Consider the following 22,122-nt stretch of genomic DNA (forward strand, 5'->3'; position numbering starts at 1 on the left):
CGGGAGCGTCTATGTTAAGGGTCTACCACTCAAATCGTCTGGATGTGCTGGAAGCGCTGATGGAATTTATCGTTGAGCGCGAGCGGCTTGACGATCCTTTTGAGCCTGAAATGGTGCTGGTGCAGAGCACCGGTATGGCACAGTGGCTGCAAATGTCGCTTTCCCGTAAATTTGGCATAGCCGCAAATATTGATTTCCCGCTCCCCGCGAGTTTTATCTGGGAGATGTTTGTGCGCGTGTTGCCGGACATCCCGGAGCAGAGCGCCTTCAATAAACAAGGCATGAGCTGGAAGCTCATGGCGCTGCTGCCGGAAATGCTGCAGCACGATGAATTCGCCATGCTGCGCCACTACCTCAATGACGATACCGATAAGCGCAAGCTGTTCCAGCTAGCGTCGCGCACCGCCGATCTCTACGACCAATACCTTGTTTACCGTTCTGACTGGTTAATTCGTTGGGAAGCGGGCGAGTTGGTTGAAGGGCTACCGGAGGCGCAAATATGGCAGGCACCGCTGTGGAAAGCACTGGTAGAGCATACGGAGAAACTTGGGCAGCCTAAGTGGCATCGTGCCAATCTGTACGGGCGGTTTATCTCAATACTCGAGAATACCCCGGAGCGCCCGGCCCGACTGCCGTCACGCGTTTTTATCTGCGGGATATCCGCATTACCGCCTGTTTATCTGAAGGCGTTGAATGCGCTGGGTAAACATATTGATATCCATATTTTGTTCACCAACCCTTGCCGACAGTATTGGGGGGATATCCTCGACGAACGTTGGCTTGCGCGGCTGGTAACTCGCCAACGAAAGCGCCTTTTTGAAGAACGTTCCGTCCCGCTGTTTAAAGACGGCTCGACTGCCGGTCAGCTTTTTGATGAAGACGGTATCCAGAACCTGCCCAATCCACTGCTTGCCTCGTGGGGGAAGCTGGGGCGTGACTACATTCACATGCTTTCGGACATCACTTCATCAGGCGAAGGCGACGTGGATGCCTTTGTCGATATTGCCCCGGATAGCCTGCTGCATCATATTCAGCTGGATATCCTCGATCTGGAAAACCGTGCCGTGATGGGCGTGACGGCGAACGAATTCGAACGTAGCGACAGCAAGCGCAAGCTGGATGCTGACGATCGCAGCATCACGATCCATGTTTGCCATAGCCCTCAGCGCGAGGTCGAAGTGCTTCACGATCAGCTGCTGGCGATGCTGCAGGACGATCCCGAACTGACGCCACGCGATATCGTGGTGATGGTGGCGGATATCGACAGCTATAGTCCCTTCATTCAGGCCGTTTTTGGCAGTGCGACGGGCGAGCGATATCTGCCTTACGCTATCTCTGACCGTCGTGCCCGCCAGTCGCATCCGGCACTGCAGGCCTTTATCACTCTGCTTTCACTGCCGGATAGCCGCTTTATCTCCGAAGATGTCCTGGCGTTACTGGATGTTCCCGTGCTGGCTGCACGCTTCAACATCAATGAAGAGGGGCTGCGCTACCTTCGCCAGTGGGTGAACGAATCTGGCGTACGCTGGGGGATCGATGACGATAACGTTCAGGAGTTCGAACTTCCTCCTACCGGGCAGCACACATGGCGTTTTGGCCTGACGCGTATGCTGCTGGGCTACGCCATGGAGAGCAGCCAGGGCGAGTGGAATGAGGTGCTGCCTTACGATGAGTCCAGCGGGTTAATTGCTGAACTGGTGGGGCATTTAGCGTCACTCCTGATGCAGCTTAACCGCTGGCGACACGAGCTGATGCAGCCGCGTCCGCTTAAAGCGTGGCTTCCGGTTTGCAGGGCATTGCTTAATGATTTCTTCCTGCCAGACAGTGATACCGAAGCGGCAATGGCACTGATTGAAACCCAGTGGCAGGCGATCATCGACGAAGGCGTGAACTCCCACTATCAGGAGGCCATCCCGCTGTCGCTGTTGAGGGATGAGCTGACGCAGCGGCTCGATCAGGAGCGAATCAGCCAGCGTTTTCTGGCTGGCCCCATCAATATCTGCACCCTGATGCCAATGCGTTCTATCCCGTTTAAAGTGGTCTGTCTGCTTGGCATGAACGACGGCGTTTATCCGCGCGCGCTGGCGCCGCTGGGGTTCGATTTGATGAGCGCAGATCCAAAGCGGGGCGACCGTAGCCGCCGCGATGATGACCGCTACCTCTTCCTTGAGGCGCTCATTTCCGCCCAGAGTAAGCTCTATATCAGCTATATCGGCCGTTCCATTCAGGACAACAGCGAGCGTTTTCCCTCCGTTCTGGTGCAGGAGCTGGTGGACTATATCGGCCAGAGTCACTATCTGCCGGGGGATGAAGAGCGCAACTGCGATGAAAGCGAGAAGAGGGTGAAATCTCATATCACCTGTTTCCACAGCCGCATGCCGTTTGACCCGGTGAACTACACGCCCAGCGAGCGCCAGAGCTATGCGCAGGAGTGGCTACCGGCGGCGAAAAAGGAGGGGAGTGCGCATACCGATTTCATACAGGAACTTGACCCGCGCCCTATCGATACCCTGACCTTCGAACAGCTTCAGCGGTTTTGGGCGCATCCGGTGCGCGCCTTCTTCCAGCAGCGATTGCAGGTCAACTTCCGTTCTGAAGAGAGTGAAATTCCTGATGCAGAACCCTTTACGCTGGAAGGGCTGGAGCGCTACCAGTTAAACCTGCAGCTGTTGAATGCGCTGGTTGAAGAGGAAGATGCGGACAAACTTTACCGCCGCTACCGTGCTGCTGGACAGCTGCCCTATGGGGCGTTCGGGGAAATTGTGTGGGAGGCGCAGTGTCAGGAGATGACCGCCCTGGCAGAGCGCGTAAGAGCTTGCCGACAGCCAGGGAAAAGCATTGAAATCGATCTCAACTGCAATGGTGTTCAGCTCACGGGCTGGTTAACCCAGGTTCAGCCGGACGGGCTGCTGCGCTGGCGGCCCTCTATGCTTAGCGTTTCACAGGGTTTGCAACTCTGGCTGGAACATCTTGTCTACAGTGCGGATGGTCATAAAGGTGAAAGTCGGATTTTCGTGCGCAAAGAGGGCGAATGGCGCTTCCCGCCGATGGAGTCTGAGCAGGCGTTACGGTATCTGTCTTTGTACATTGAGGGCTACCGTCAGGGAATGAACAAACCGCTCCTGGTACTGCCGGAAAGTGGCGGGGCCTGGATAAAAGCCTGTTATGACGCACAGAATGATGCGATGTTAACGGATGAGGCGTCACTGCAGAAAGCGCGCAGTAAATTTATGCAGGCCTACGAAGGTAACATGATGGTGCGGGGCGAAGGTGAAGATGTCTGGTATCAGCGCTTATGGCGAACGCTTGAGCCAGAGTACTTTGAGGCCATCACGGAAGAGGCGCAGCGCTACCTGCTGCCGTTGTTTAAATTTAATCAGTCCTGAGTGCTGTATAAAAATTGCGCAGTATGGGGTGTTCATTTATGATTCACTTCTTATCACGGACTGATGTACCCAATAAAGAGATGTTGGCGTGTCCAGCACGCAATGTGTTAATGATGTAGCCGTGATAAAGAGGTAGCACCTTGTTTAAAGCGTTTGTTTTGTTTTTCGCCCTCTGGGTACCTGTCACTCAGGCAGACTCCGGTTGGCAACCCGTTCAGGAAACTATTCGTAAAAGCGAAAAAGATACTCGTCAATATCAGGCTATTCGTCTTGATAACGGCATGACTGTGCTGCTGGTTTCCGATCCGCAGGCGGTGAAGTCCCTCTCGGCATTAGTGGTGCCGGTTGGATCGCTGGAAGATCCTGACGCGCATCCAGGGCTTGCACACTATCTGGAACATATGACGTTGATGGGGTCAAAAAAATACCCGCAGCCAGATAGTCTGTCCGAATTTTTGAAAATGCATGGCGGCAGCCACAATGCCAGTACGGCACCGTACCGCACGGCCTTTTATCTCGAAGTCGAAAATGATGCGCTGGAAGGCGCGGTCGATCGCCTTGCTGATTCCATCGCCGCCCCCCTGCTGGATAAAAAATATGCCGACCGTGAACGCAATGCCGTCAATGCTGAGTTGACCCTTGCCCGCACGCGAGACGGTATGCGCATGGCCCAGGTCAGTGCCGAAACCATCAACCCTGCGCACCCGGGTTCGCGCTTCTCCGGCGGTAACCTGGAGACGTTAAGCGACAAACCGAACAGCCCGGTGCTTGATGCCCTGCACGCGTTTCGCGATAAATACTACTCCGCCAACCTGATGAAAGCGGTCATCTACAGCAATAAACCGTTGCCAGAACTGGCAGGCATGGCGGCTAAAACGTTTGGTCGGGTGCCGAATAAAAATATCGACCTGCCGCAGATAGACGTACCGGTGGTCACGGACGCGCAAAAGGGCATAGTGATCCACTACGTGCCTGCGCTGCCGCGCAAAGTGCTGCGCGTGGAATTCCGCATCGATAACAACACCGCACAGTTTCGCAGTAAAACCGATGAGCTGGTGACCTACCTGATAGGTAACCGTAGTCCGGGTACGCTTTCTGACTGGCTGCAAAAACAGGGGCTGGTGGAAGGTATTCGCGCCGACTCCGATCCGGTTGTGAACGGTAATAGCGGCGTGCTGGCGATCTCCGCCACCCTGACCGACAAGGGCCTGGCAAACCGTGATGAAGTGGTAGCGGCGATCTTCAGCTACCTCTCTTTACTGCGTGAGAAAGGCGTCGATAAGCGCTACTTTGATGAGCTCGCGCACGTGCTGGATCTCGATTTCCGTTACCCGTCCATTACCCGCGACATGGATTACGTTGAGTGGCTGGCGGATACCATGATCCGCGTGCCGGTGGAACACACCCTCGATGCGGTCAATATTGCCGACCGGTATGATGCCGATGCGGTGAAAGCCCGCCTGGCGATGATGACGCCGGAGAATGCCCGCATCTGGTACATCAGCCCGAACGAACCGCATAACAAGACGGCGTATTTTGTCGATGCTCCTTATCAGGTGGACAAAATCAGCGCGCAGACCTTCGCCGACTGGCAGAAGAAGGCCGGGGAGATTGCGTTGAAGCTGCCGGAGCTGAACCCCTATATTCCGGATGACTTCTCGCTGACCAAAACGACTCAAGATTACCCGCACCCGGCGCTAATCGTTGATGAGCCTACCCTGCGCGTGGTGTATACCCCTAGCCGCTATTTCGCAAGCGAGCCAAAGGCCGATGTCAGCGTGGTGTTGCGTAACCCGAAAGCGATGAACAGCGCTAAAAATCAGGTGATGTTCGCGCTCAATGACTATCTCGCCGGGATTGCGCTCGATCAGCTCAGCAACCAGGCGGCCGTGGGTGGGATCAGCTTCTCCACCAACGCCAACAACGGTTTGATGCTCAATGCAAACGGCTATACCCAGCGTTTGCCTCAGCTGTTCCAGGCACTGCTGGAGGGTTATTTCAGCTATACGCCAACGGAAGAGCAGCTTGAGCAGGCCAAATCGTGGTATGCGCAGATGATGGATTCTGCGGAGAAAGGCAAAGCTTACGATCTGGCGCTTATGCCGGCGCAAATGCTGTCGCAAGTTCCTTATTTCCAGCGAGAAGACCGCCGCGCGCTGTTGCCTTCGATCACCTTAAAAGACGTGCTGGCTTACCGTGACGCGCTGAAAACCAACACGCGCCCGGAGTTCCTGATCGTCGGCAACATGAGTGAGGATCAGGCCAAAACTCTGGCAGAGAATGTACGCACTCAGCTCGGTTCGAAAGGCGACGAGTGGTGCCGTAACCAGGACGTGCTGGTTGAGAAAAAACAGAATGTGATTTTTGAAAAGGCGGGTAACAGCACGGATTCCGCGCTGGCCGCGGTATTTGTGCCAACGGGCTATGATGAATTCGCCAGCTCGGCGCAGAGTGCCGTGCTGGGGCAAATTATTCAGCCGTGGTTCTACAACCAGTTACGCACTGAGGAGCAGCTTGGCTACGCGGTGTTTGCCTTCTCCATGAACGTAGGCCGACAGTGGGGACTGGGTTTCCTGCTGCAAAGCAGCGATAAACAGCCGGCGTATCTCTGGAAGCGTTACCAGGCCTTCTTCCCGCAGGTGGAAGCAAAACTCCGCGCCATGAAGCCGGAAGAGTTTGCGCAGATCCAGCAGGCCGTCATCGCACAGGTGATGCAGCCGCCGCAGACGCTGGGTGAAGAAGCCTCGCAGCTGAGCAAAGATTTCGATCGCGGTAATCTGAAATTTGATTCGCGTGATAAAGTAGTCGCCGAGATAAAACAGCTGACGCCGCAGAAGGTTGCCGACTTCTTCCATCAGGCGGTCATTAAGCCGCAGGGTATGACCATTCTGTCCCAGGTTTCCGGTAGCCAGAACGGGAAAACGGAGTACGTGAACCCGAAAGGCTGGAAAGTCTGGAAGAGCGTCAGCGCGCTGCAGCAATCTATGCCCTGGAGTAAGAAAGAATGACCGATACCGCTGAGTCCCTTGATCCCTTACGTTTACCTCTGCAGGGTGAACGATTGATTGAAGCCTCAGCGGGAACGGGAAAAACCTTCACCATTGCCGCCCTGTACCTGCGTCTGCTGCTGGGGCTTGGCGGCAACGCCGCTTTTCCACGCCCTTTGAGCGTGGAAGAGCTGCTGGTAGTCACCTTCACCGAGGCTGCCACCGCTGAGCTGCGGGGCCGTATTCGCAGCAATATCCACGAGCTGCGCATCGCCTGTCTGCGTCAGAGCACGGATAACCCTCTCTACGCGAGCCTTCTGGAAGAGATTGCCGATAAGCAACAGGCAGCCCAGTGGCTGCTCCTCGCTGAACGGCAGATGGATGAAGCGTCCGTCTTCACCATTCACGGTTTTTGCCAGCGTATGCTGAGCCTGAATGCGTTTGAATCCGGAATGCTGTTTGAACAGCAGCTCATTGAAGATGAATCCGTGCTTCGCTATCAGGCCTGCGCGGATTTCTGGCGTCGCCACTGCTACCCGTTACAGCGCGATATCGCCGAAGCGGTACATGCGCTGTGGAAGGGCCCGGAGGCGCTGCTGCGCGCTATCGATCGTTATCTGCAGGGTGAAGCGCCGGTCATCAAATCCCCGCCGCCAGCGGATGAAACCCTGGCCTCACGGCATGAAAAAATCATCGCGCAAATTGCCGACATCAAGCAAAAATGGATTGAGTCCGTTGGCGAGATTGACGCAATCATCGAAAATTCCGGGATTGACCGACGCAAGTTTAACCGTGGCAATCAGGGGAAATGGATCGACAAGATCAGCGCCTGGGCGCAGGAGGAGACGCGAGGCTACCAGCTCCCGGACGCGCTGGAGAAATTCTCCCGGCGTTTCCTGGTTGAGCGGACCAAAGCCGACGGCATTGTGCCTGAGCATCCTCTGTTTGTGGCGATTGAAACCCTGTTGGCTGAGCCCTTAACGCTCAACGATCTGATGATCACTCGCGCCATGACTGAAATTCGCGAAGCCGTCGCGCGTGAAAAACGCCGCCGGGGTGAGCTGGGGTTTGACGACATGCTGAGCCGCCTCGATGCGGCGCTGTGCAGTGAAAATGGCGAAGCGCTTGCCGCCGCGATCCGGACCCGCTTCCCGGTGGCGATGATTGACGAATTTCAGGATACCGACCCTCAACAATACCGCATTTTCCGCCGTATCTGGCGCCAGCAGCCCGGTACCGCGCTGTTGTTAATCGGCGATCCGAAACAGGCCATCTACGCCTTCCGCGGTGCGGATATTTTCACCTACATGAAAGCCCGTAGCGAAGTTGACGCGCACTACACTCTCGATACTAACTGGCGCTCCTCTCCCGGCATGGTGGAAAGCGTCAACGCGCTCTTCAGCCGCATGGATACGGCGTTTATGTTCCGGGAAATCCCGTTTCAGCCGGTAAAGTTTGCCGAGAAAAATGCCTCGTTGCGCTTCGAGTTCAACGGCGAGACGCAGCCCGCCATGAACTTCTGGCTGCTGGACGGGGAAGGCTACGGCGTTGCCGATTATCAAAATGCCATGGCCCAGCACTGTGCCGCTCAAATCCGCGACTGGCTCAGTGCGGGCGCGCACGGTAAAGCGCTGCTGTGGAAGGGGGATAAACCTGCCCCGGTAAAGGCATCTGATATCACGGTTCTGGTGCGCAGCCGTCAGGAAGCCGCGCTCATCCGCGACGCCCTGACGTTACTGAATATTCCCTCCGTCTATCTCTCGAACCGCGATAGCGTCTTTGAAACGCTGGAAGCGCAGGAGATGCTATGGCTGCTGCAGGCCGTGCTGGCTCCGGAGCGGGAAAGCACGCTGCGTAGCGCACTGGCGAGCGCGATGCTCGGGCTGAACGCGCGGGATATCGATGCGCTCAACAATGACGAAGCCGCGTGGGATGCCGTGGTAGAAGAGTTTGTTCGCTACCGCGAAAAATGGCAGAAGCGTGGAGTCATGGCGATGGTGCGCGAGCTCATGGCACAGCGCCACATTGCCGAGAATATGCTGGCGACAGCAGGCGGCGAGCGCCGTTTGACCGATATTTTACATATCAGTGAACTGTTGCAGGAAGCCGGTTCGCAGCTGGAGAGCGAACACGCCCTCGTGCGCTGGCTGGCGCAGCAGATTGCCGATCCGAACAGTAATTCGTCCAGCCAGCAGATGCGCCTTGAGAGTGATAAACACCTGGTGCAGATCGTCACCATCCACAAGTCGAAAGGACTGGAATATCCGCTGGTCTGGCTGCCGTTTATCGCCAATTATCGCGTGCAGGATCAGGCCTTTTACCACGATCGCGAGTCTTTTGAGGCGGTGCTCGATCTCAGCAACGCGGAGTCCAGCGTTGAGCTGGCCGAAGCCGAGCGTCTGGCGGAAGACCTGCGCCTGCTTTACGTGGCGCTGACCCGTTCGGTCTGGCACTGCAGCCTGGGCATTGCACCTCTGTTCCGTCGCCGTGGCGAAAAGACCGGGGAGAGCGATTTTCATCTGAGCGCGCTGGGGCGGCTTATTCAGCACGGTGAACCCAAAGACGCGGCGGGCCTGCGCCAGTGCATCGAATCTCTTTGCACAGAGCATGTTGCCCTGCATATTCCCTCGCAGCCCGACAACAGCCGCTGGCAGATGCCGGAGCTGGGTGAGTCAGAGCTCCATGCCCGCCAGGTTGTACGTACCATTGCCGACGACTGGCGCGTCACCAGCTACTCCGGTTTGCAGCAGCACGGGCAGAGTATTGCGCAGGATCTGATGCCAAAGCTGGACGTGGATGCCGCAGGAGCCGGTAGCGTACCTGTTGAGCCGGTGCTCACTCCGCACCAGTTCCCGCGCGGCGCCTCGCCGGGCACGTTTTTGCACAGCCTGTTTGAAGAGCTGGATTTTACCCAGCCGGTATCGGAAGAGTGGGTGCTGAAGATGTTACAGAGTGGCGGCTACGACGCACAGTGGCAGCCGGTTCTCACCGACTGGATCCGCGCGGTACTGCACACGCCGCTCACGACGCAGGGGATCTCGCTGAACCAGTTGACCGCCAAAGATAAGCAGGTGGAGATGGAGTTTTATCTCCCCATCGCCAGCCCGCTCAGGGCCGAGGCGCTTGATGCGCTGATCCGCGAGTACGATCCGTTATCCGCCGGATGTCCGCCGCTGAACTTCCGCCAGGTGCAGGGGATGCTCAAAGGCTTTATCGACCTGGTTTTCCGCCACGAAGGGCGCTACTACCTGCTGGATTACAAATCGAACTGGTTGGGTGAAAGCAGCGAGGCCTACACCCAGGACGCGATGGCCTCTGCCATGCAAATGCATCGCTACGATCTGCAGTACCAGCTTTACACCCTGGCGCTGCACCGTTACCTGCGCCATCGCATGGCCGATTACCGCTACGAAACGCATTTTGGCGGCGTCATTTACCTTTTCCTGCGCGGAGTGGATGCTAACGACCCGCGTTCCGGCGTCTTTAGCACGCGTCCGGCTGCGGAACTGATTGAAAAAATGGATAACCTGTTTGCTGCAAGCACGGAGGAGGTGGCATGACGATGCAGGCGCTACTGCTGGACGCGGTTGAACAACGATTACTGCGCCACCTGGATGTGCAGTTCGCCATGATGGTGGCAGGTGAGGAGCCTGCCGTCATGCTTGCCGCCGCCATTCTGAGCAAAGACGCGGGGGAAGGGCACGTATGTCTGCCGCTGTCGCGTCTGGCGGTGGATGAGAAAATGCCTCCGGCTTTACAGGCGTGTTTCGCGCTGCTGGGTGACGCAGTGGACTGGCAGGGGATATTACTCGGCTCGCCTGCCGTGAGCGGAGCCGATACCGGGACGCCGATGATCCTTGTCGGCGAGCGTTTGTATCTTAACCGGCTGTGGCGTAACGAACTGACTGTAGCGCGCTTCTTCAGCGAGACCAACGCCCCGCTTCCCTGCGATGAAGCGCAGCTCCGGCAAACGCTGGATACGCTGTTTACCGCTGACGACGCGACAGACTGGCAGAAAGTGGCGGCAGCCGTGGCCTTAACGCGACGGATCTCGGTGATTTCTGGCGGCCCGGGCACCGGGAAAACGACCACTGTGGCAAAACTGCTTGCCGCGCTGATTCAGCTATCGGGTGAGCAAAAGTGCCGTATTCGCCTGGCGGCCCCCACCGGTAAAGCGGCGGCACGTCTGACGGAATCGTTAGGCGGCGCGCTGCAAAAGCTGCCGCTAACCGGGGAGCAGCTTGCGCTTTTCCCCAATGAAGCCAGCACGTTGCACCGTTTGCTTGGCGCACAGCCGGGTAGCCAGCGTCTGCGCTATCATGCCGGTAACCCACTGCACCTTGACGTGCTGGTCGTGGATGAAGCGTCGATGATTGATCTGACGATGATGTCGCGTTTGATCGATGCGCTACCGCCGCACGCGCGCGTCATTTTCCTCGGCGATCGCGACCAGCTTGCCTCCGTAGAGGCGGGAGCCGTATTGGGGGATATCTGCACCTATGCCAGCCTGGGATATACCGCTGAACGCGCGCAGGAATTAGCCCGTCTTACCGGATGTTCGCTCACCTCTGAAAACCATTCGCTTGCAGGGGCGCTGCGCGACAGCCTGTGTCTGCTGCAAAAAAGCTACCGTTTCGGCAGCGACTCCGGCATCGGCCAGCTTGCGGCGGCGGTGAACCGGGGCGACCGGCGTACAACCACTGCGGTATTTGACGGTACCTTTACGGATATTGAGAAAAAATCGCTGCAAAGCGGGGAAGAGTATCAGGCGATGCTTGACGACGCCCTGCAGGGGTACCAGCACTTTCTGACGGGCGTACAACAGCAAAGTACGCCGGAGCAGGTCATTGCCGCGTTTGGTGAATACCAGCTGCTCTGTGCGCTGAGGGAAGGCCCCTTTGGCGTCCGGGGTCTGAACGACAGGCTGGAACAGCTGCTGGCGCAAAAACGCAAAATTAACCGTACCCCGCACTCGCGCTGGTATGAAGGGCGACCGGTGATGATCTCCCGCAACGACAGCGCGCTGGGGTTGTTTAATGGGGATATCGGGATTGCGCTCGACTGCGGTCAGGGCCTGCGCGTCTGGTTCCAGATGCCGGACGGGAGCGTGAAGTCTTTCCAGCCGAGCCGTTTGCCCGAGCATGAAACCGCATGGGCAATGACGGTGCATAAATCCCAGGGCTCCGAGTTTAACCATGTGGCGCTGATCCTGCCCACGCAGCTTTCACCCGTCATTACCCGCGAGCTGATCTATACCGCCATTACGCGCGCGCGGCAGCGTCTGTCGCTGTATGCCGATGAACGGGTGCTGGTGCAGGCGATCGCCACCCGAACGGAACGCCGAAGCGGGCTGGGCGCGATATTTGAGTCACTCTGAACAACGCCAGACATCCAGGCCGGGTACGCGCAGCGCGACCCGGCAAGCGTTGTATTATCCCAGGTCAGCCATCAGCACTTTTGAACGACGCTGATAGTTGTACATCTCTTTCTTCGTTTCCGGCAGAGAATCGATATCCACCGGCGTGAATCCGCGCTCCTGGAACCAGTGAATGCTGCGCGTCGTCAGGACGAACAGCTTGCTCAGCCCCATCTGGCGCGCCTGCGCCGCCACGCGTTCAAGCAGCATTTCGCCGCGTGAAGAGCTACGGTAATCAGGATGCACCGCCACGCAGGCCATTTCACCGATCTTCTCTTCCGGGAACGGATAGAGCGCGGCGCAGGCAATGGTCAGGTTATCGCGCTGAATAATGGTGAATTTATCGATCTCCATCTCCAGCTGTTCGCGTGAGCGGCGTACCAGAATACCCTGCTGTTCCAGCGGGCGGATCAGCTCCAGAATGCCGCCGATGTCATTGATGGTGGCTCGGCGGATCTGCTCCGCACTCTCCATCACAATCTGTGTACCAATACCGTCGCGGGAGAACAGCTCCTGGAGCAGGGCCCCGTCTTCCTGATAGCTGATCAGGTGGCTGCGGCGCACGCCGCTGCGGCAGGCCTTCACGGCGCCACGCAGGAAGCGGACTGTGCCGGAGTGGTAATCACCTTCGGCTTCCAGCGCTTCCACGCGGGCCTGGGCTTCATTCGGGAAGAGTTCCGGTACGATTGTTCCTTCAGCGTCCACGACGCCCTGGGAGGAGCAGAACCCAATCATTTTTTCCGCCTTCAGCTTGATCGCCAGCTGAGTGGCGATCTCTTCGGACGTCAGGTTAAAGCTTTCGCCGGTCACGGAAACAGCGACCGGGCCCATCAGCACGATGGCACCGCTGTCCAGCTGGCGGTGAATAGCTTCTTCATCAATACGACGGATACGGCCGCTGTGGCAGTAATCCACGCCATCGTCCACGCCGAGCGGCTGGGCAATGATAAAGTTGCCGCTCACGACGTTGATATGCGCCCCCTGCAGCGGCGTATTGTTCAGGCTCATGGAGAGACGCGCGGTAATATCCAGCTGCAGCAGACCCGCCGCCTGTTTCACCAGCTCCAGGGTTTTGGCATCGGTGACGCGGGTGTGTTTGTGGTAAATCGGCTCGTGGTGGTGAGCGGCAAGGTTGGCGTCGATCTGCGGACGCGCGCCATACACCACCACCAGGCGGATCCCGAGGCTGTGCAGCAGGCCAATGTCATTGACGATGCTGGAAAAATTTTCATGCTCAATGGCTTCGCCGCCAAGCATGATGACAAACGTTTTTCCCCGATGGGCGTTGATATAGGGAACAGAATGGCGGAATCCCTGGACCAGTTCGGTTCTACGTTCCTTCACCATGGCACAACCCTTAATGAATGTTTATTCGTAATTTCTGTATTTTTATTCGATTGTGGCCACGTGTGCAAGTGCAAATTTTCCGCGACCCACAGAAATTGGTAAGTAATCCGTGCGTTAGCGTATGATTGTTTACCCTTTTATAGATGACAGTTTATGCGTCATTCGTTAAAGTTTTCGGTCAATTTGGACATTTTGTATATCAGTCAGTGTTCTTGCTCGGGAGAAGCATGTCGGGATCCAATTCAGCAATAAGCCGCCGCCGTTTGTTAAAAGGGGCCGGGGCAATGTGGTTGCTTAGCGTCAGTCAGGTCGGTCTTGCCGCCACGAGTCAGGTGGTGGCGGTGCGCGTCTGGCCGTCGTCGACCTATACGCGCGTGACGGTCGAATCCAATCGCGTGCTGAAATATAAGCAATTTGCCCTCAGCAACCCGGAACGCGTGGTGGTGGATCTCGAAGGCGTTAACCTCAACTCCGTGCTGAAAGGGATGGCGGCGCAGATCCGCGGCGACGATCCGTTTATTAAATCAGCGCGCGTCGGGCAGTTTGATCCCCAAACCGTGCGCATGGTGTTTGAGCTTAAACAGAACGTTAAGCCGCAGCTGTTCGCCCTTGCGCCCGTCGCGACGTTTAAAGAGCGTCTGGTGATGGATCTCTACCCGGCCAACGCAACGGATATCCAGGATCCGCTTCTCGCTCTGCTGGAGGACTACAACAAGGGCGATCTTCAGCGTCAGGTGCCACCTGCGCAAAGCGGTCCGCAGCCGGGGAAAGCAGGGCGCGATCGTCCGATTGTGATCATGCTCGATCCCGGCCACGGCGGCGAAGACTCCGGCGCGGTGGGGAAATACCGCACGCGTGAAAAAGACGTGGTGCTGCAAATTGCACGCCGCCTGAAGGCGTTGATTGATAAAGAAGGCAACATGCGCGCCTATATGACGCGCAATGAAGATATCTTTATTCCGCTGAAGGTCCGGGTGGCGAAAGCGCAGAAGCAGCGCGCCGATTTGTTCGTGTCAATCCATGCGGATGCCTTTACCAGCCGCCAGCCAAGCGGCTCGTCGGTGTTTGCGCTCTCAACCAAAGGCGCGACCAGTACCGCAGCAAGATTCCTGGCTGACAGCCAGAACGCCTCTGACCTGATTGGTGGCGTGAGCAAAAGCGGCGACCGCTACGTCGACCACACCATGTTCGATATGGTGCAGTCGCTGACCATTAACGACAGCCTGAAGTTTGGTAAAGCGGTTCTGGGCAAGCTGGGGAATATCAATAAGCTGCATAAAAACAGCGTTGAACAGGCCGGGTTTGCGGTACTCAAAGCACCGGATATCCCGTCCATTCTGGTAGAAACCGCGTTTATCAGTAACGTCGAAGAGGAGCGTAAGCTCAAGACGGCAAAATTCCAGCAGGAGGTTGCGGAGTCGATTCTGGCGGGGATACGGGCGTATTTCTCTGACGGGGCGACGCTGGCGCGACGCGGATAACGCTTTCAGCCGGGTAAACGCCCGGCAAATTCACAAACGACAGATACAAAAAAACACCCTTGAGGGTGTTTATTGTTTTCAGAAGTGTTGGTTGCGGGGGCCGGATTTGAACCGACGACCTTCGGGTTATGAGCCCGACGAGCTACCAGGCTGCTCCACCCCGCGTCCGTCTTTCTACTCGTGTAGAAACTTACTTCTTCAAATTTGATTGGTTGCGGGGGCCGGATTTGAACCGACGACCTTCGGGTTATGAGCCCGACGAGCTACCAGGCTGCTCCACCCCGCGTCCGTCTTTCTACAGTCGTAGAAGATACTTCATCAAATTTTAATTGGTTGCGGGGGCCGGATTTGAACCGACGACCTTCGGGTTATGAGCCCGACGAGCTACCAGGCTGCTCCACCCCGCGTCCGTGGATGCGCACTATACTCGGATAGGTTTGTGATGCAACCCCTTTTTCACATAAATCATGATTTTGTATGCAAATTGAACGACATGGCTCTGTTTGGACTATTTTTTGCGCAAAATTTGCCAAAGGGCATGCGATCGCATTTCATTAGCCCTGGCGGTTTGTTATCTTCATCACGCGGAAATGGGCAACTTAAAGACGAGATATAATGAAAGGACGTTGGGCGAAGTATCTGATGGCGGGCGCAATGGTAGCGATTCTTGCGGCCTGTTCTTCCAAACCGACCGATCGCGGTCAACAGTATAAAGACGGGAAGTTATCCCAGCCTTTCTCTTTAGTTAATCAGCCTGATGCCGTCGGCGCACCGATTAATGCCGGTGATTTCTCCGAGCAGGTCTACCAGATCCGCAACGCGTCGCCGCGTCTGTATGGCGCCCAGAGTAGCGTGTATAACGCGGTCCAGGACTGGCTGAAAGCAGGCGGCGATACGCGCAACATGCGCCAGTTTGGTATCGACGCCTGGCAGATGGAAGGGGCCGATAACTACGGCAACGTCCAGTTTACCGGCTACTACACCCCGGTTATCCAGGCACGACACTCCCGTCAGGGCGAGTTCCAGTATCCTATCTACCGTATGCCGCCAAAACGCGGTCGTCTGCCGTCTCGCGCTGAGATCTACGCCGGTGCGCTGAGCGAAAACTACGTTCTGGCCTACAGCAATTCCCTGATGGATAACTTCATCATGGACGTTCAGGGCAGCGGCTACATTGATTTTGGCGACGGGTCGCCGCTTAACTTCTTCAGCTATTCCGGGAAAAACGGCCATGCCTATCGCAGTATCGGTAAGGTGCTGATCGACCGCGGCGAAGTGAAGAAAGAAGATATGTCGATGCAGGCGATCCGCGAGTGGGGCGAGAAACACAGCGAAGCCGAGGTGCGCGAGCTGCTGGAGCAGAACCCGTCGTTCGTCTTCTTCAAACCGCAAAACTTCGCGCCGGTGAAAGGGGCCAGCGCGGTTCCGCTGATTGGTCGTGCGTCGGTAGCATCGGATCGTTCGATTATTCCTGCAGGCACCACGCTGCTGGCTGAAGTCCCTCTGCTGGACAATAACGGCAAGTTCAACGGTCAGTATGAGCTGCGTCTGATGGTGGCGCTGGACGTGGGTGGGGCAATTAAAGGCCAGCACTTCGACATCTATCAGGGTATTGGCCCTGACGCAGGCCATCGCGCGGGCTGGTATAACCACTACGGACGCGTGTGGGTACTGAAGGCGGCACCGGGTGCTGGAAACGTATTCAGCGGCTGATTGTGGTATTCTGAGCACAATACGGATTACTGTTCAGGGTGAGGAAAACCTCACCCTTTTTACATCTGAGGTTTTATGTCTGTGGTAATCAGCGACGCCTGGCGCCAGCGTTTTGGCGGGACGGCACGTTTATATGGTGAAAAAGCCCTGCAGCTTTTTGCGAATGCGCACGTCTGCGTCGTGGGCATTGGTGGGGTGGGGTCGTGGGCGGCAGAAGCGCTGGCGAGAACCGGTATTGGCGCAATTACCCTGATTGACATGGATGACGTTTGCGTCACCAACACTAACCGTCAAATCCATGCGCTGCGTGATAGCGTCGGCCTGGCAAAATCCGAGGTGATGGCGGAGCGTATTCGTCTCATCAACCCGGAGTGCCGCGTGACGGTGATCGACGACTTTGTGACGGCAGATAACGTCGCGGAGTACATGAGCAAAGGCTACAGCTATGTGATTGACGCCATCGACAGCGTGCGGCCAAAAGCGGCGTTGATCGCATACTGCCGTCGCTACAAGGTGCCGCTGGTCACGACGGGCGGTGCGGGCGGGCAAATCGATCCGACGCAGATCCAGGTGGCCGACCTGGCGAAAACCATTCAGGATCCGCTGGCGGCCAAGCTGCGGGAGCGCCTGAAGAGCGATTTTAACGTGGTGAAGAACAGCAAAGGCAAGCTCGGCGTCGACTGCGTGTTCTCGACGGAAGCGCTGGTCTACCCGCAGGCGGATGGTTCAGTCTGCGCGATGAAAAGCACGGCGGAAGGGCCAAAACGAATGGACTGCGCCTCAGGTTTTGGTGCGGCCACCATGGTGACCGCCTCCTTCGGCTTTGTGGCGGTGTCTCACGCCCTCAAGAAAATGATGGCGAAGGCGGAACGTCAGGCCTGAGCCTGGCGTGCGGCATCCAGTACCGCGTCGCTGAGCGCGATCAACCCCTGACCGCGCGAGGCGCTGAGCTGCGCGCGCAGCCCAAGCTCATCAAATAGCGCCAGCGGCGAATGTGCCAGCAATTCCGCCGCGCTTTTCCCTTCCACAGCGGTCAGCAATACGGCCAGCAGGCCCCGGACGATGCGGCCTTCGCTGTCGCCGAAGAAGTGCAGCTTCTCGCCGGAGACGCTCACGCCCAGCCAGACGCGGTTTTCACAGCCTGCGATCTCTTTCGCCTGCACTTTAAGATCGTCTGAAAGGGCAGGGAGCTGTTTACCCAGCAGGATCAGCTGTCGATATTTATCTTCCCACTGCTGGAGCGGGGCGAAGGTCTGTCTTAAGGTCTCTTCTGTGATGACGGTGCCAAACGGATGTCCGGCTAAAGCAGCGCTAGTCATTAATCCACCAGTATTTCAAGGGCGCGGTCAACGGCGGCAACCAGCGCGTCGACATCGCTTTGGGTATTATACGGCGCAAACGAGGCGCGCAGCGTACCGTTAACGCCAAGCGCCGCCAGCAGCGGCTGGGCGCAGTGCTGTCCGGCACGCAGGGCAATGCCGTACCCGGCCAGCAGCGTCCCCATGTCGCTGTGATGTACGCCCGCAAAATCAAAGGCGAGCAGGCTTGAATCCTGAACGCGGAACGAGCGGAAACCGGGGCGCTTTTTGAGTTCTTCCTCTGCCAGCGTCGCCAGCCCCCGGCTCCAGCTTTCAGCCTGAACGATGTCTGTTTCTGTCAGCCACTCCAGCGCCGCGCTTAAGCCAATCACACCCGCCACGTTCGGCGTACCGGCCTCCAGGCGATAGGGAACATCCTGAGTTTTGAAGCCATCGAACGACACTTCGGTGATCATTTTACCGCCACCCAGCCACGGCGTCATTTTTGCCAGCAGTTCAGGCTTGCCGTACAACGCCCCAATACCGGTTGGCCCGTAGAGCTTATGCCCTGAGAAGGCATAGAAATCGATATCAAGCGCCTGCACATCAGCGGGGAAATGCACCACGCCCTGAGCGCCGTCGACTATCACCACCATCCCGCTGGCATGGGCAATGCGAATGGCCTGAGCCAGGTCCGGGCAACCTCCCGTGACGTTCGACATCTGTCCGAGCGCCAGAATGCGGCTGCGAGAGGTAATCAGTTCGGGGAGACGGGCCACGTCGGGCAGAAGGTCTGCACCCAGTGGGAGTTTCACCACGCGTGCACCCGTTTGCTCGGCCACCATCAGCCACGGCACAAGGTTGGCGTGATGTTCCGCCTCGCTGACGACGATCTCATCGCCCGGCTGAAGCAGCGGGCGCGCGTAGCACTGGGCCACCATATTAATGGCTTCGGTCGTGCCGCGCGTCCAGACGATGTTTTTCCCGCTTTCGGCATTGATCAGGCGCGCGACCTGATCGCGTGCGGCTTCGTAGCGCGCGGTTAATCGCTGGGCTTCGGCAAACTGGCTGCGATGCACGTTCCCGGCGCTCAGGCTGTAGAACTGCTGCGTGGCCTCAATCACCGCCTGTGGCTTAAGGGCGGTGGCGGCGCTATCCAGGTAAATACCGGCATCGGCCAGGGCCGGAAACTGTGCGCGGAACTGCGCAGGACTGAAAGCGTTCATGGGATTCCTCATTTCAATATAGCGATCGTCGCGCAATTTCAGCGGCAGGGCAAGGAGGTTGATATCTATCAGAATTGTCTGCTTATCCTAACGACCTCAAAAAAGCAGGTTATGCTAAATAGTGTTAGGCGGATGTTTTAGCCTGTTATAAATCGAGGTTTGAATAGCATTAATTGCTAAAGGAGAATAATCATGAATAAGACAGCTGCAATCATTTCTGCCTGTGCGTTTACTTTTGCCCTGAGCGCGTGTTCTGGTAACAACTACGTGATGCACACCAACGATGGTCGTTCTATCGTTTCGGAAGGGAAACCGACTACCGATAATGATACCGGGATGATTTCGTACAAAGATGCTAACGGGAACAAGCAGCAGATCAACCGCACGGACGTGAAAGAGATGAAAGAGATCGAGCATTAACAGATCGCAGGCGAAAAAAAAGCACCGCAAATAGGCGGTGCTACATTAATCACTATGGACAGACAGGGTAAATGTACAGGAAGTGAAAAATTGGTAGCGTTGCTACCGTGGTCTGAATCGCAGACCAATTGCAAACACAACAACACAACATCACAACCGTAAGCCAAAAGCCCTTCAGAACACGCATTCCGAAAAAAGCTCTTCGTTCCGGCTCAGGAAGTGCCGCCACTATAGGTATTTGCTGGTAGTTCCTCAACGGACAAATTATAATGGCTCAGATAAAAAAAACTAATAAGTTAAACGTTGTTTCCTGTTTGTTAAAATCCGTTAACATCTAAGCCAGATAACCATGTCAAAGCGATTGCCACCCCTTAATGCATTACGTGTTTTTGATGCAGCAGCACGTCACCTGAGCTTCACCCGCGCGGCAGATGAGCTTTTTGTGACACAGGCCGCAGTAAGTCACCAAATCAAGTCTCTTGAGGATTTTCTGGGCCTTAAGCTGTTTCGTCGACGCAACCGTTCGTTGCTGTTGACCGAAGAGGGGCAGAGCTATTTTCAGGATATTAAAGAGATTTTTTCGCAGCTTACGGAAGCCACGCGAAAGCTGCAGGCTCGCAGTGCAAAAGGTGCTCTGACCGTCAGTTTATTGCCCAGTTTTGCCATTCATTGGCTGGTGCCAAGACTCTCAAGCTTTAACTCAGCTTATCCGGGGATCGACGTTCGAATCCAGGCGGTAGATCGTCAGGAGGACAAGCTGGCCGATGACGTAGATGTCGCCATTTTTTATGGTCGCGGTAACTGGCCGGGCTTGCGCGTTGAAAAATTATACGCAGAATATCTCCTGCCGGTCTGTTCTCCTCTGCTGTTAACGGGTGAGAAGGCGCTGAAGTCACCCGCTGATCTGGCTCAGCATACGCTTTTGCATGATGCCTCTCGCCGCGACTGGCAAACTTATACCCGTCAATTAGGTCTTACACATATTAACGTGCAGCAGGGACCCATTTTTAGCCACAGTGCGATGGTGTTACAGGCTGCCATTCACGGGCAGGGCGTGGCGTTGGCAAACAACGTCATGGCGCAGTCCGAAATTGAGGCAGGCCGCCTGGTTTGCCCTTTTAATGATGTACTGGTCAGCAAGAATGCGTTTTATCTGGTTTGTCATGACAGTCAGGCAGAACTGGGTAAAATAGCCGCCTTCCGGCAGTGGATACTGGCGAAAGCGGCAACCGAGCAAGAAAAATTCCGCTTCAGGTATGAGCAATAACGTTTGTGTGCCGGGCACGCATCAACTCAGGACTTAAACATGACCAGCCGATTCATGCTGATTTTTGCCGCGGTGAGTGGCTTTATTTTTGTTGCACTGGGCGCCTTCGGCGCACATGTATTAAGCAAGTCTTTGGGTGCAGTAGAGATGGGCTGGATCCAGACCGGCCTTGAATATCAGGCGTTCCACACGCTGGCTATTTTTGGTCTGGCGGTGGCGATGCAGCGTCGTATCAGTATCTGGTTTTACTGGAGCAGCGTGTTTATGGCGTTGGGTACCGTGTTGTTCAGCGGTAGCCTGTACTGCCTTGCGCTCTCACATTTGCGCCTGTGGGCGTTCGTTACACCTGTCGGCGGCTTCAGCTTCCTGGCGGGTTGGGTATTAATGTTTATCGGAGCTATCCGTCTGAAACGCAAGGGCGTTGTTCATGAATAAGGTTGTTTTATATTGTCGCCCGGGGTTTGAGAAAGAGTGCGCCGCGGAAATTACCGATAAAGCGGCGAAGCGCGAAGTCTTCGGCTTTGCCCGGGTAAAAGAAAACGCGGGTTATGTAGTATTCGAGTGCTATCAGCCTGAAGACGCAGACAAGCTGGCAAGCGAGCTGCCGTTCAGCTCGCTGATCTTTGCTCGCCAGATGTTTGTCGCGGGTGAGCTGCTGAAGGATCTTCCGCCGGAAGACCGCATCACGCCTATTGTCGGCATGCTACAGGGCGTGGTTGAGAAGGGCGGCGATCTGCGCGTTGAAGTGGCGGATACCAACGAAAGTAAAGAGCTGATGAAGTTCTGCCGTAAGTTCACCGTGCCGCTGCGCGCGGCGCTGCGCGATGCGGGCGTGCTGACGAACTACGAAACGCCGAAGCGTCCGGTGGTGCATATCTTCTTTATCGCACCGGGCTGCTGCTATACGGGCTATTCGTACACCACCAACAACTCTCCTTTCTATATGGGCATCCCGCGTTTGCGCTTCCCGGCCGATGCGCCAAGCCGTTCAACGCTCAAGCTGGAAGAGGCATTCCACGTCTTTATCCCGGCGGATGAGTGGGATGAGCGTCTGGCGAACGGCATGTACGCCGTCGACCTTGGCGCGTGCCCGGGCGGCTGGACCTATCAGCTGGTGAAACGCAATATGTGGGTATCGTCCGTTGATAACGGTCCAATGGCGCAAAGCCTGATGGACACCGGGCAGGTCACCTGGCTGCGTGAAGACGGTTTCCGATATCGCCCGAACCGTAACAACATCTCGTGGATGGTGTGCGATATGGTTGAGAAGCCGGCAAAAGTCGCCGCGCTGATGGCCTCCTGGCTGGTGAACGGCTGGTGTCGCGAGACCATTTTCAACCTCAAGCTGCCGATGAAAAAGCGCTACGAGGAGGTGTCGCAGAACCTGGCCTACATTCAGGAGCAGATGGACGAACACGGGATTAACGTGGAGATCCAGGCGCGTCAGCTGTATCACGACCGTGAAGAGGTGACGGTGCATATTCGTCGCTGGTGGGCAGCGGTCGGCGGACGTCGCGACGAGCGATAGTGCGTGCTTTGTTTTGCCCGGTGGCGCTGCGCTTACCGGGCCTACAACACCGT

At 56.5% G+C, this 22,122-nt stretch carries 14 protein-coding genes and 3 tRNA genes; 11 read left to right on the forward strand and 6 right to left on the reverse strand.

What is annotated here, in order from left to right; genetic code table 11:
• Positions 1-11: 11 nt before the first annotated feature.
• The 4 genes from recC to recD all read left to right on the forward strand — a co-directional run bounded on the left by recC (position 12) and on the right by recD (position 11,750).
• Positions 12-3,386 (forward strand): exodeoxyribonuclease V subunit gamma, encoded by a 3,375-nt coding sequence (recC, locus tag UTM25_RS13720; protein ID WP_194401234.1) that lies wholly within the window; start codon positions 12-14, stop codon positions 3,384-3,386.
• Positions 3,387-3,526: 140 nt separating this feature from the next.
• The gene (gene ptrA, locus UTM25_RS13725) at positions 3,527-6,394 is read left to right on the forward strand and encodes a pitrilysin (protein WP_194401233.1); all 2,868 of its coding nucleotides are present in this window, start codon (positions 3,527-3,529) and stop codon (positions 6,392-6,394) included.
• The gene (gene recB, locus UTM25_RS13730) at positions 6,391-9,933 is read left to right on the forward strand and encodes an exodeoxyribonuclease V subunit beta (protein ID WP_194401232.1); all 3,543 of its coding nucleotides are present in this window, start codon (positions 6,391-6,393) and stop codon (positions 9,931-9,933) included. The genes ptrA and recB overlap by 4 nt, the downstream gene beginning before the upstream one ends.
• On the forward strand, positions 9,930-11,750 hold the full coding sequence (recD, locus tag UTM25_RS13735; protein WP_194401231.1) for an exodeoxyribonuclease V subunit alpha: 1,821 nt from the start codon (positions 9,930-9,932) through the stop codon (positions 11,748-11,750). Before recB ends, recD begins: the two co-directional genes overlap by 4 nt.
• A gap of 54 nt (positions 11,751-11,804) precedes the next feature.
• Here the strand turns inward: recD and argA are convergent, their stop codons facing one another.
• The gene (gene argA / locus UTM25_RS13740) at positions 11,805-13,136 is read right to left on the reverse strand and encodes an amino-acid N-acetyltransferase (RefSeq protein WP_023309037.1); all 1,332 of its coding nucleotides are present in this window, start codon (positions 13,134-13,136) and stop codon (positions 11,805-11,807) included.
• A 227-nt stretch (positions 13,137-13,363) separates the two neighbouring features.
• Between argA and amiC the strand changes: the two genes are divergently transcribed.
• Positions 13,364-14,617 carry an N-acetylmuramoyl-L-alanine amidase AmiC gene (gene amiC / locus UTM25_RS13745; RefSeq protein WP_029740496.1) on the forward strand — a complete coding sequence of 418 codons (1,254 nt, stop codon included), beginning with the start codon at positions 13,364-13,366 and terminating at the stop codon, positions 14,615-14,617.
• A gap of 88 nt (positions 14,618-14,705) precedes the next feature.
• On the opposite strand, the gene UTM25_RS13750 is transcribed toward amiC, so the two are convergent.
• The 3 genes from UTM25_RS13750 to UTM25_RS13760 all read right to left on the reverse strand — a co-directional run bounded on the left by UTM25_RS13750 (position 14,706) and on the right by UTM25_RS13760 (position 15,024).
• Positions 14,706-14,782 (reverse strand) — tRNA-Met (locus UTM25_RS13750).
• A gap of 44 nt (positions 14,783-14,826) precedes the next feature.
• Positions 14,827-14,903, reverse strand: a tRNA-Met gene (locus UTM25_RS13755).
• 44 nt (positions 14,904-14,947) lie between these two features.
• Positions 14,948-15,024, reverse strand: a tRNA-Met gene (locus tag UTM25_RS13760).
• 208 nt (positions 15,025-15,232) lie between these two features.
• On the opposite strand from UTM25_RS13760, the gene mltA reads away from it, so the two are divergent.
• Both mltA and tcdA read left to right on the forward strand, forming a co-directional pair.
• Complete coding sequence (gene mltA, locus UTM25_RS13765) at positions 15,233-16,330, forward strand: murein transglycosylase A (protein WP_033146436.1); 1,098 nt, start codon at positions 15,233-15,235, stop codon at positions 16,328-16,330.
• Between the two features lie 75 nt (positions 16,331-16,405).
• Positions 16,406-17,212, forward strand: coding sequence for a tRNA cyclic N6-threonylcarbamoyladenosine(37) synthase TcdA (tcdA, locus tag UTM25_RS13770; protein WP_194401230.1), 807 nt, complete (start codon positions 16,406-16,408; stop codon positions 17,210-17,212).
• On the opposite strand, the gene csdE is transcribed toward tcdA, so the two are convergent.
• Complete coding sequence (csdE, locus tag UTM25_RS13775; RefSeq protein WP_194401229.1) at positions 17,203-17,649, reverse strand: cysteine desulfurase sulfur acceptor subunit CsdE; 447 nt, start codon at positions 17,647-17,649, stop codon at positions 17,203-17,205. The two genes, tcdA and csdE, sit on opposite strands and share 10 nt — an antisense overlap.
• On the reverse strand, positions 17,649-18,854 hold the full coding sequence (gene csdA, locus UTM25_RS13780) for a cysteine desulfurase CsdA (protein ID WP_194401228.1): 1,206 nt from the start codon (positions 18,852-18,854) through the stop codon (positions 17,649-17,651). Before csdA ends, csdE begins: the two co-directional genes overlap by 1 nt.
• A gap of 192 nt (positions 18,855-19,046) precedes the next feature.
• Between csdA and UTM25_RS13785 the strand changes: the two genes are divergently transcribed.
• The 4 genes from UTM25_RS13785 to rlmM all read left to right on the forward strand — a co-directional run bounded on the left by UTM25_RS13785 (position 19,047) and on the right by rlmM (position 22,069).
• On the forward strand, positions 19,047-19,274 hold the full coding sequence (locus tag UTM25_RS13785; RefSeq protein WP_008499648.1) for a YgdI/YgdR family lipoprotein: 228 nt from the start codon (positions 19,047-19,049) through the stop codon (positions 19,272-19,274).
• 349 nt (positions 19,275-19,623) lie between these two features.
• Positions 19,624-20,541, forward strand: coding sequence for a glycine cleavage system transcriptional regulator GcvA (gene gcvA, locus UTM25_RS13790; protein WP_023309032.1), 918 nt, complete (start codon positions 19,624-19,626; stop codon positions 20,539-20,541).
• Positions 20,542-20,580: 39 nt separating this feature from the next.
• Positions 20,581-20,976: a DUF423 domain-containing protein gene (locus tag UTM25_RS13795; protein ID WP_023309031.1), complete on the forward strand. Its 396-nt coding sequence runs from the start codon at positions 20,581-20,583 to the stop codon at positions 20,974-20,976.
• Positions 20,969-22,069: a 23S rRNA (cytidine(2498)-2'-O)-methyltransferase RlmM gene (gene rlmM, locus UTM25_RS13800; RefSeq protein ID WP_194401227.1), complete on the forward strand. Its 1,101-nt coding sequence runs from the start codon at positions 20,969-20,971 to the stop codon at positions 22,067-22,069. The genes UTM25_RS13795 and rlmM overlap by 8 nt, the downstream gene beginning before the upstream one ends.
• Positions 22,070-22,122 lie beyond the last annotated feature (53 nt).

This window comes from Enterobacter sp. 61D5 (assembly GCF_034107965.1).
Taxonomy (GTDB): Bacteria; Pseudomonadota; Gammaproteobacteria; order Enterobacterales; family Enterobacteriaceae; genus Enterobacter; species Enterobacter cloacae_M.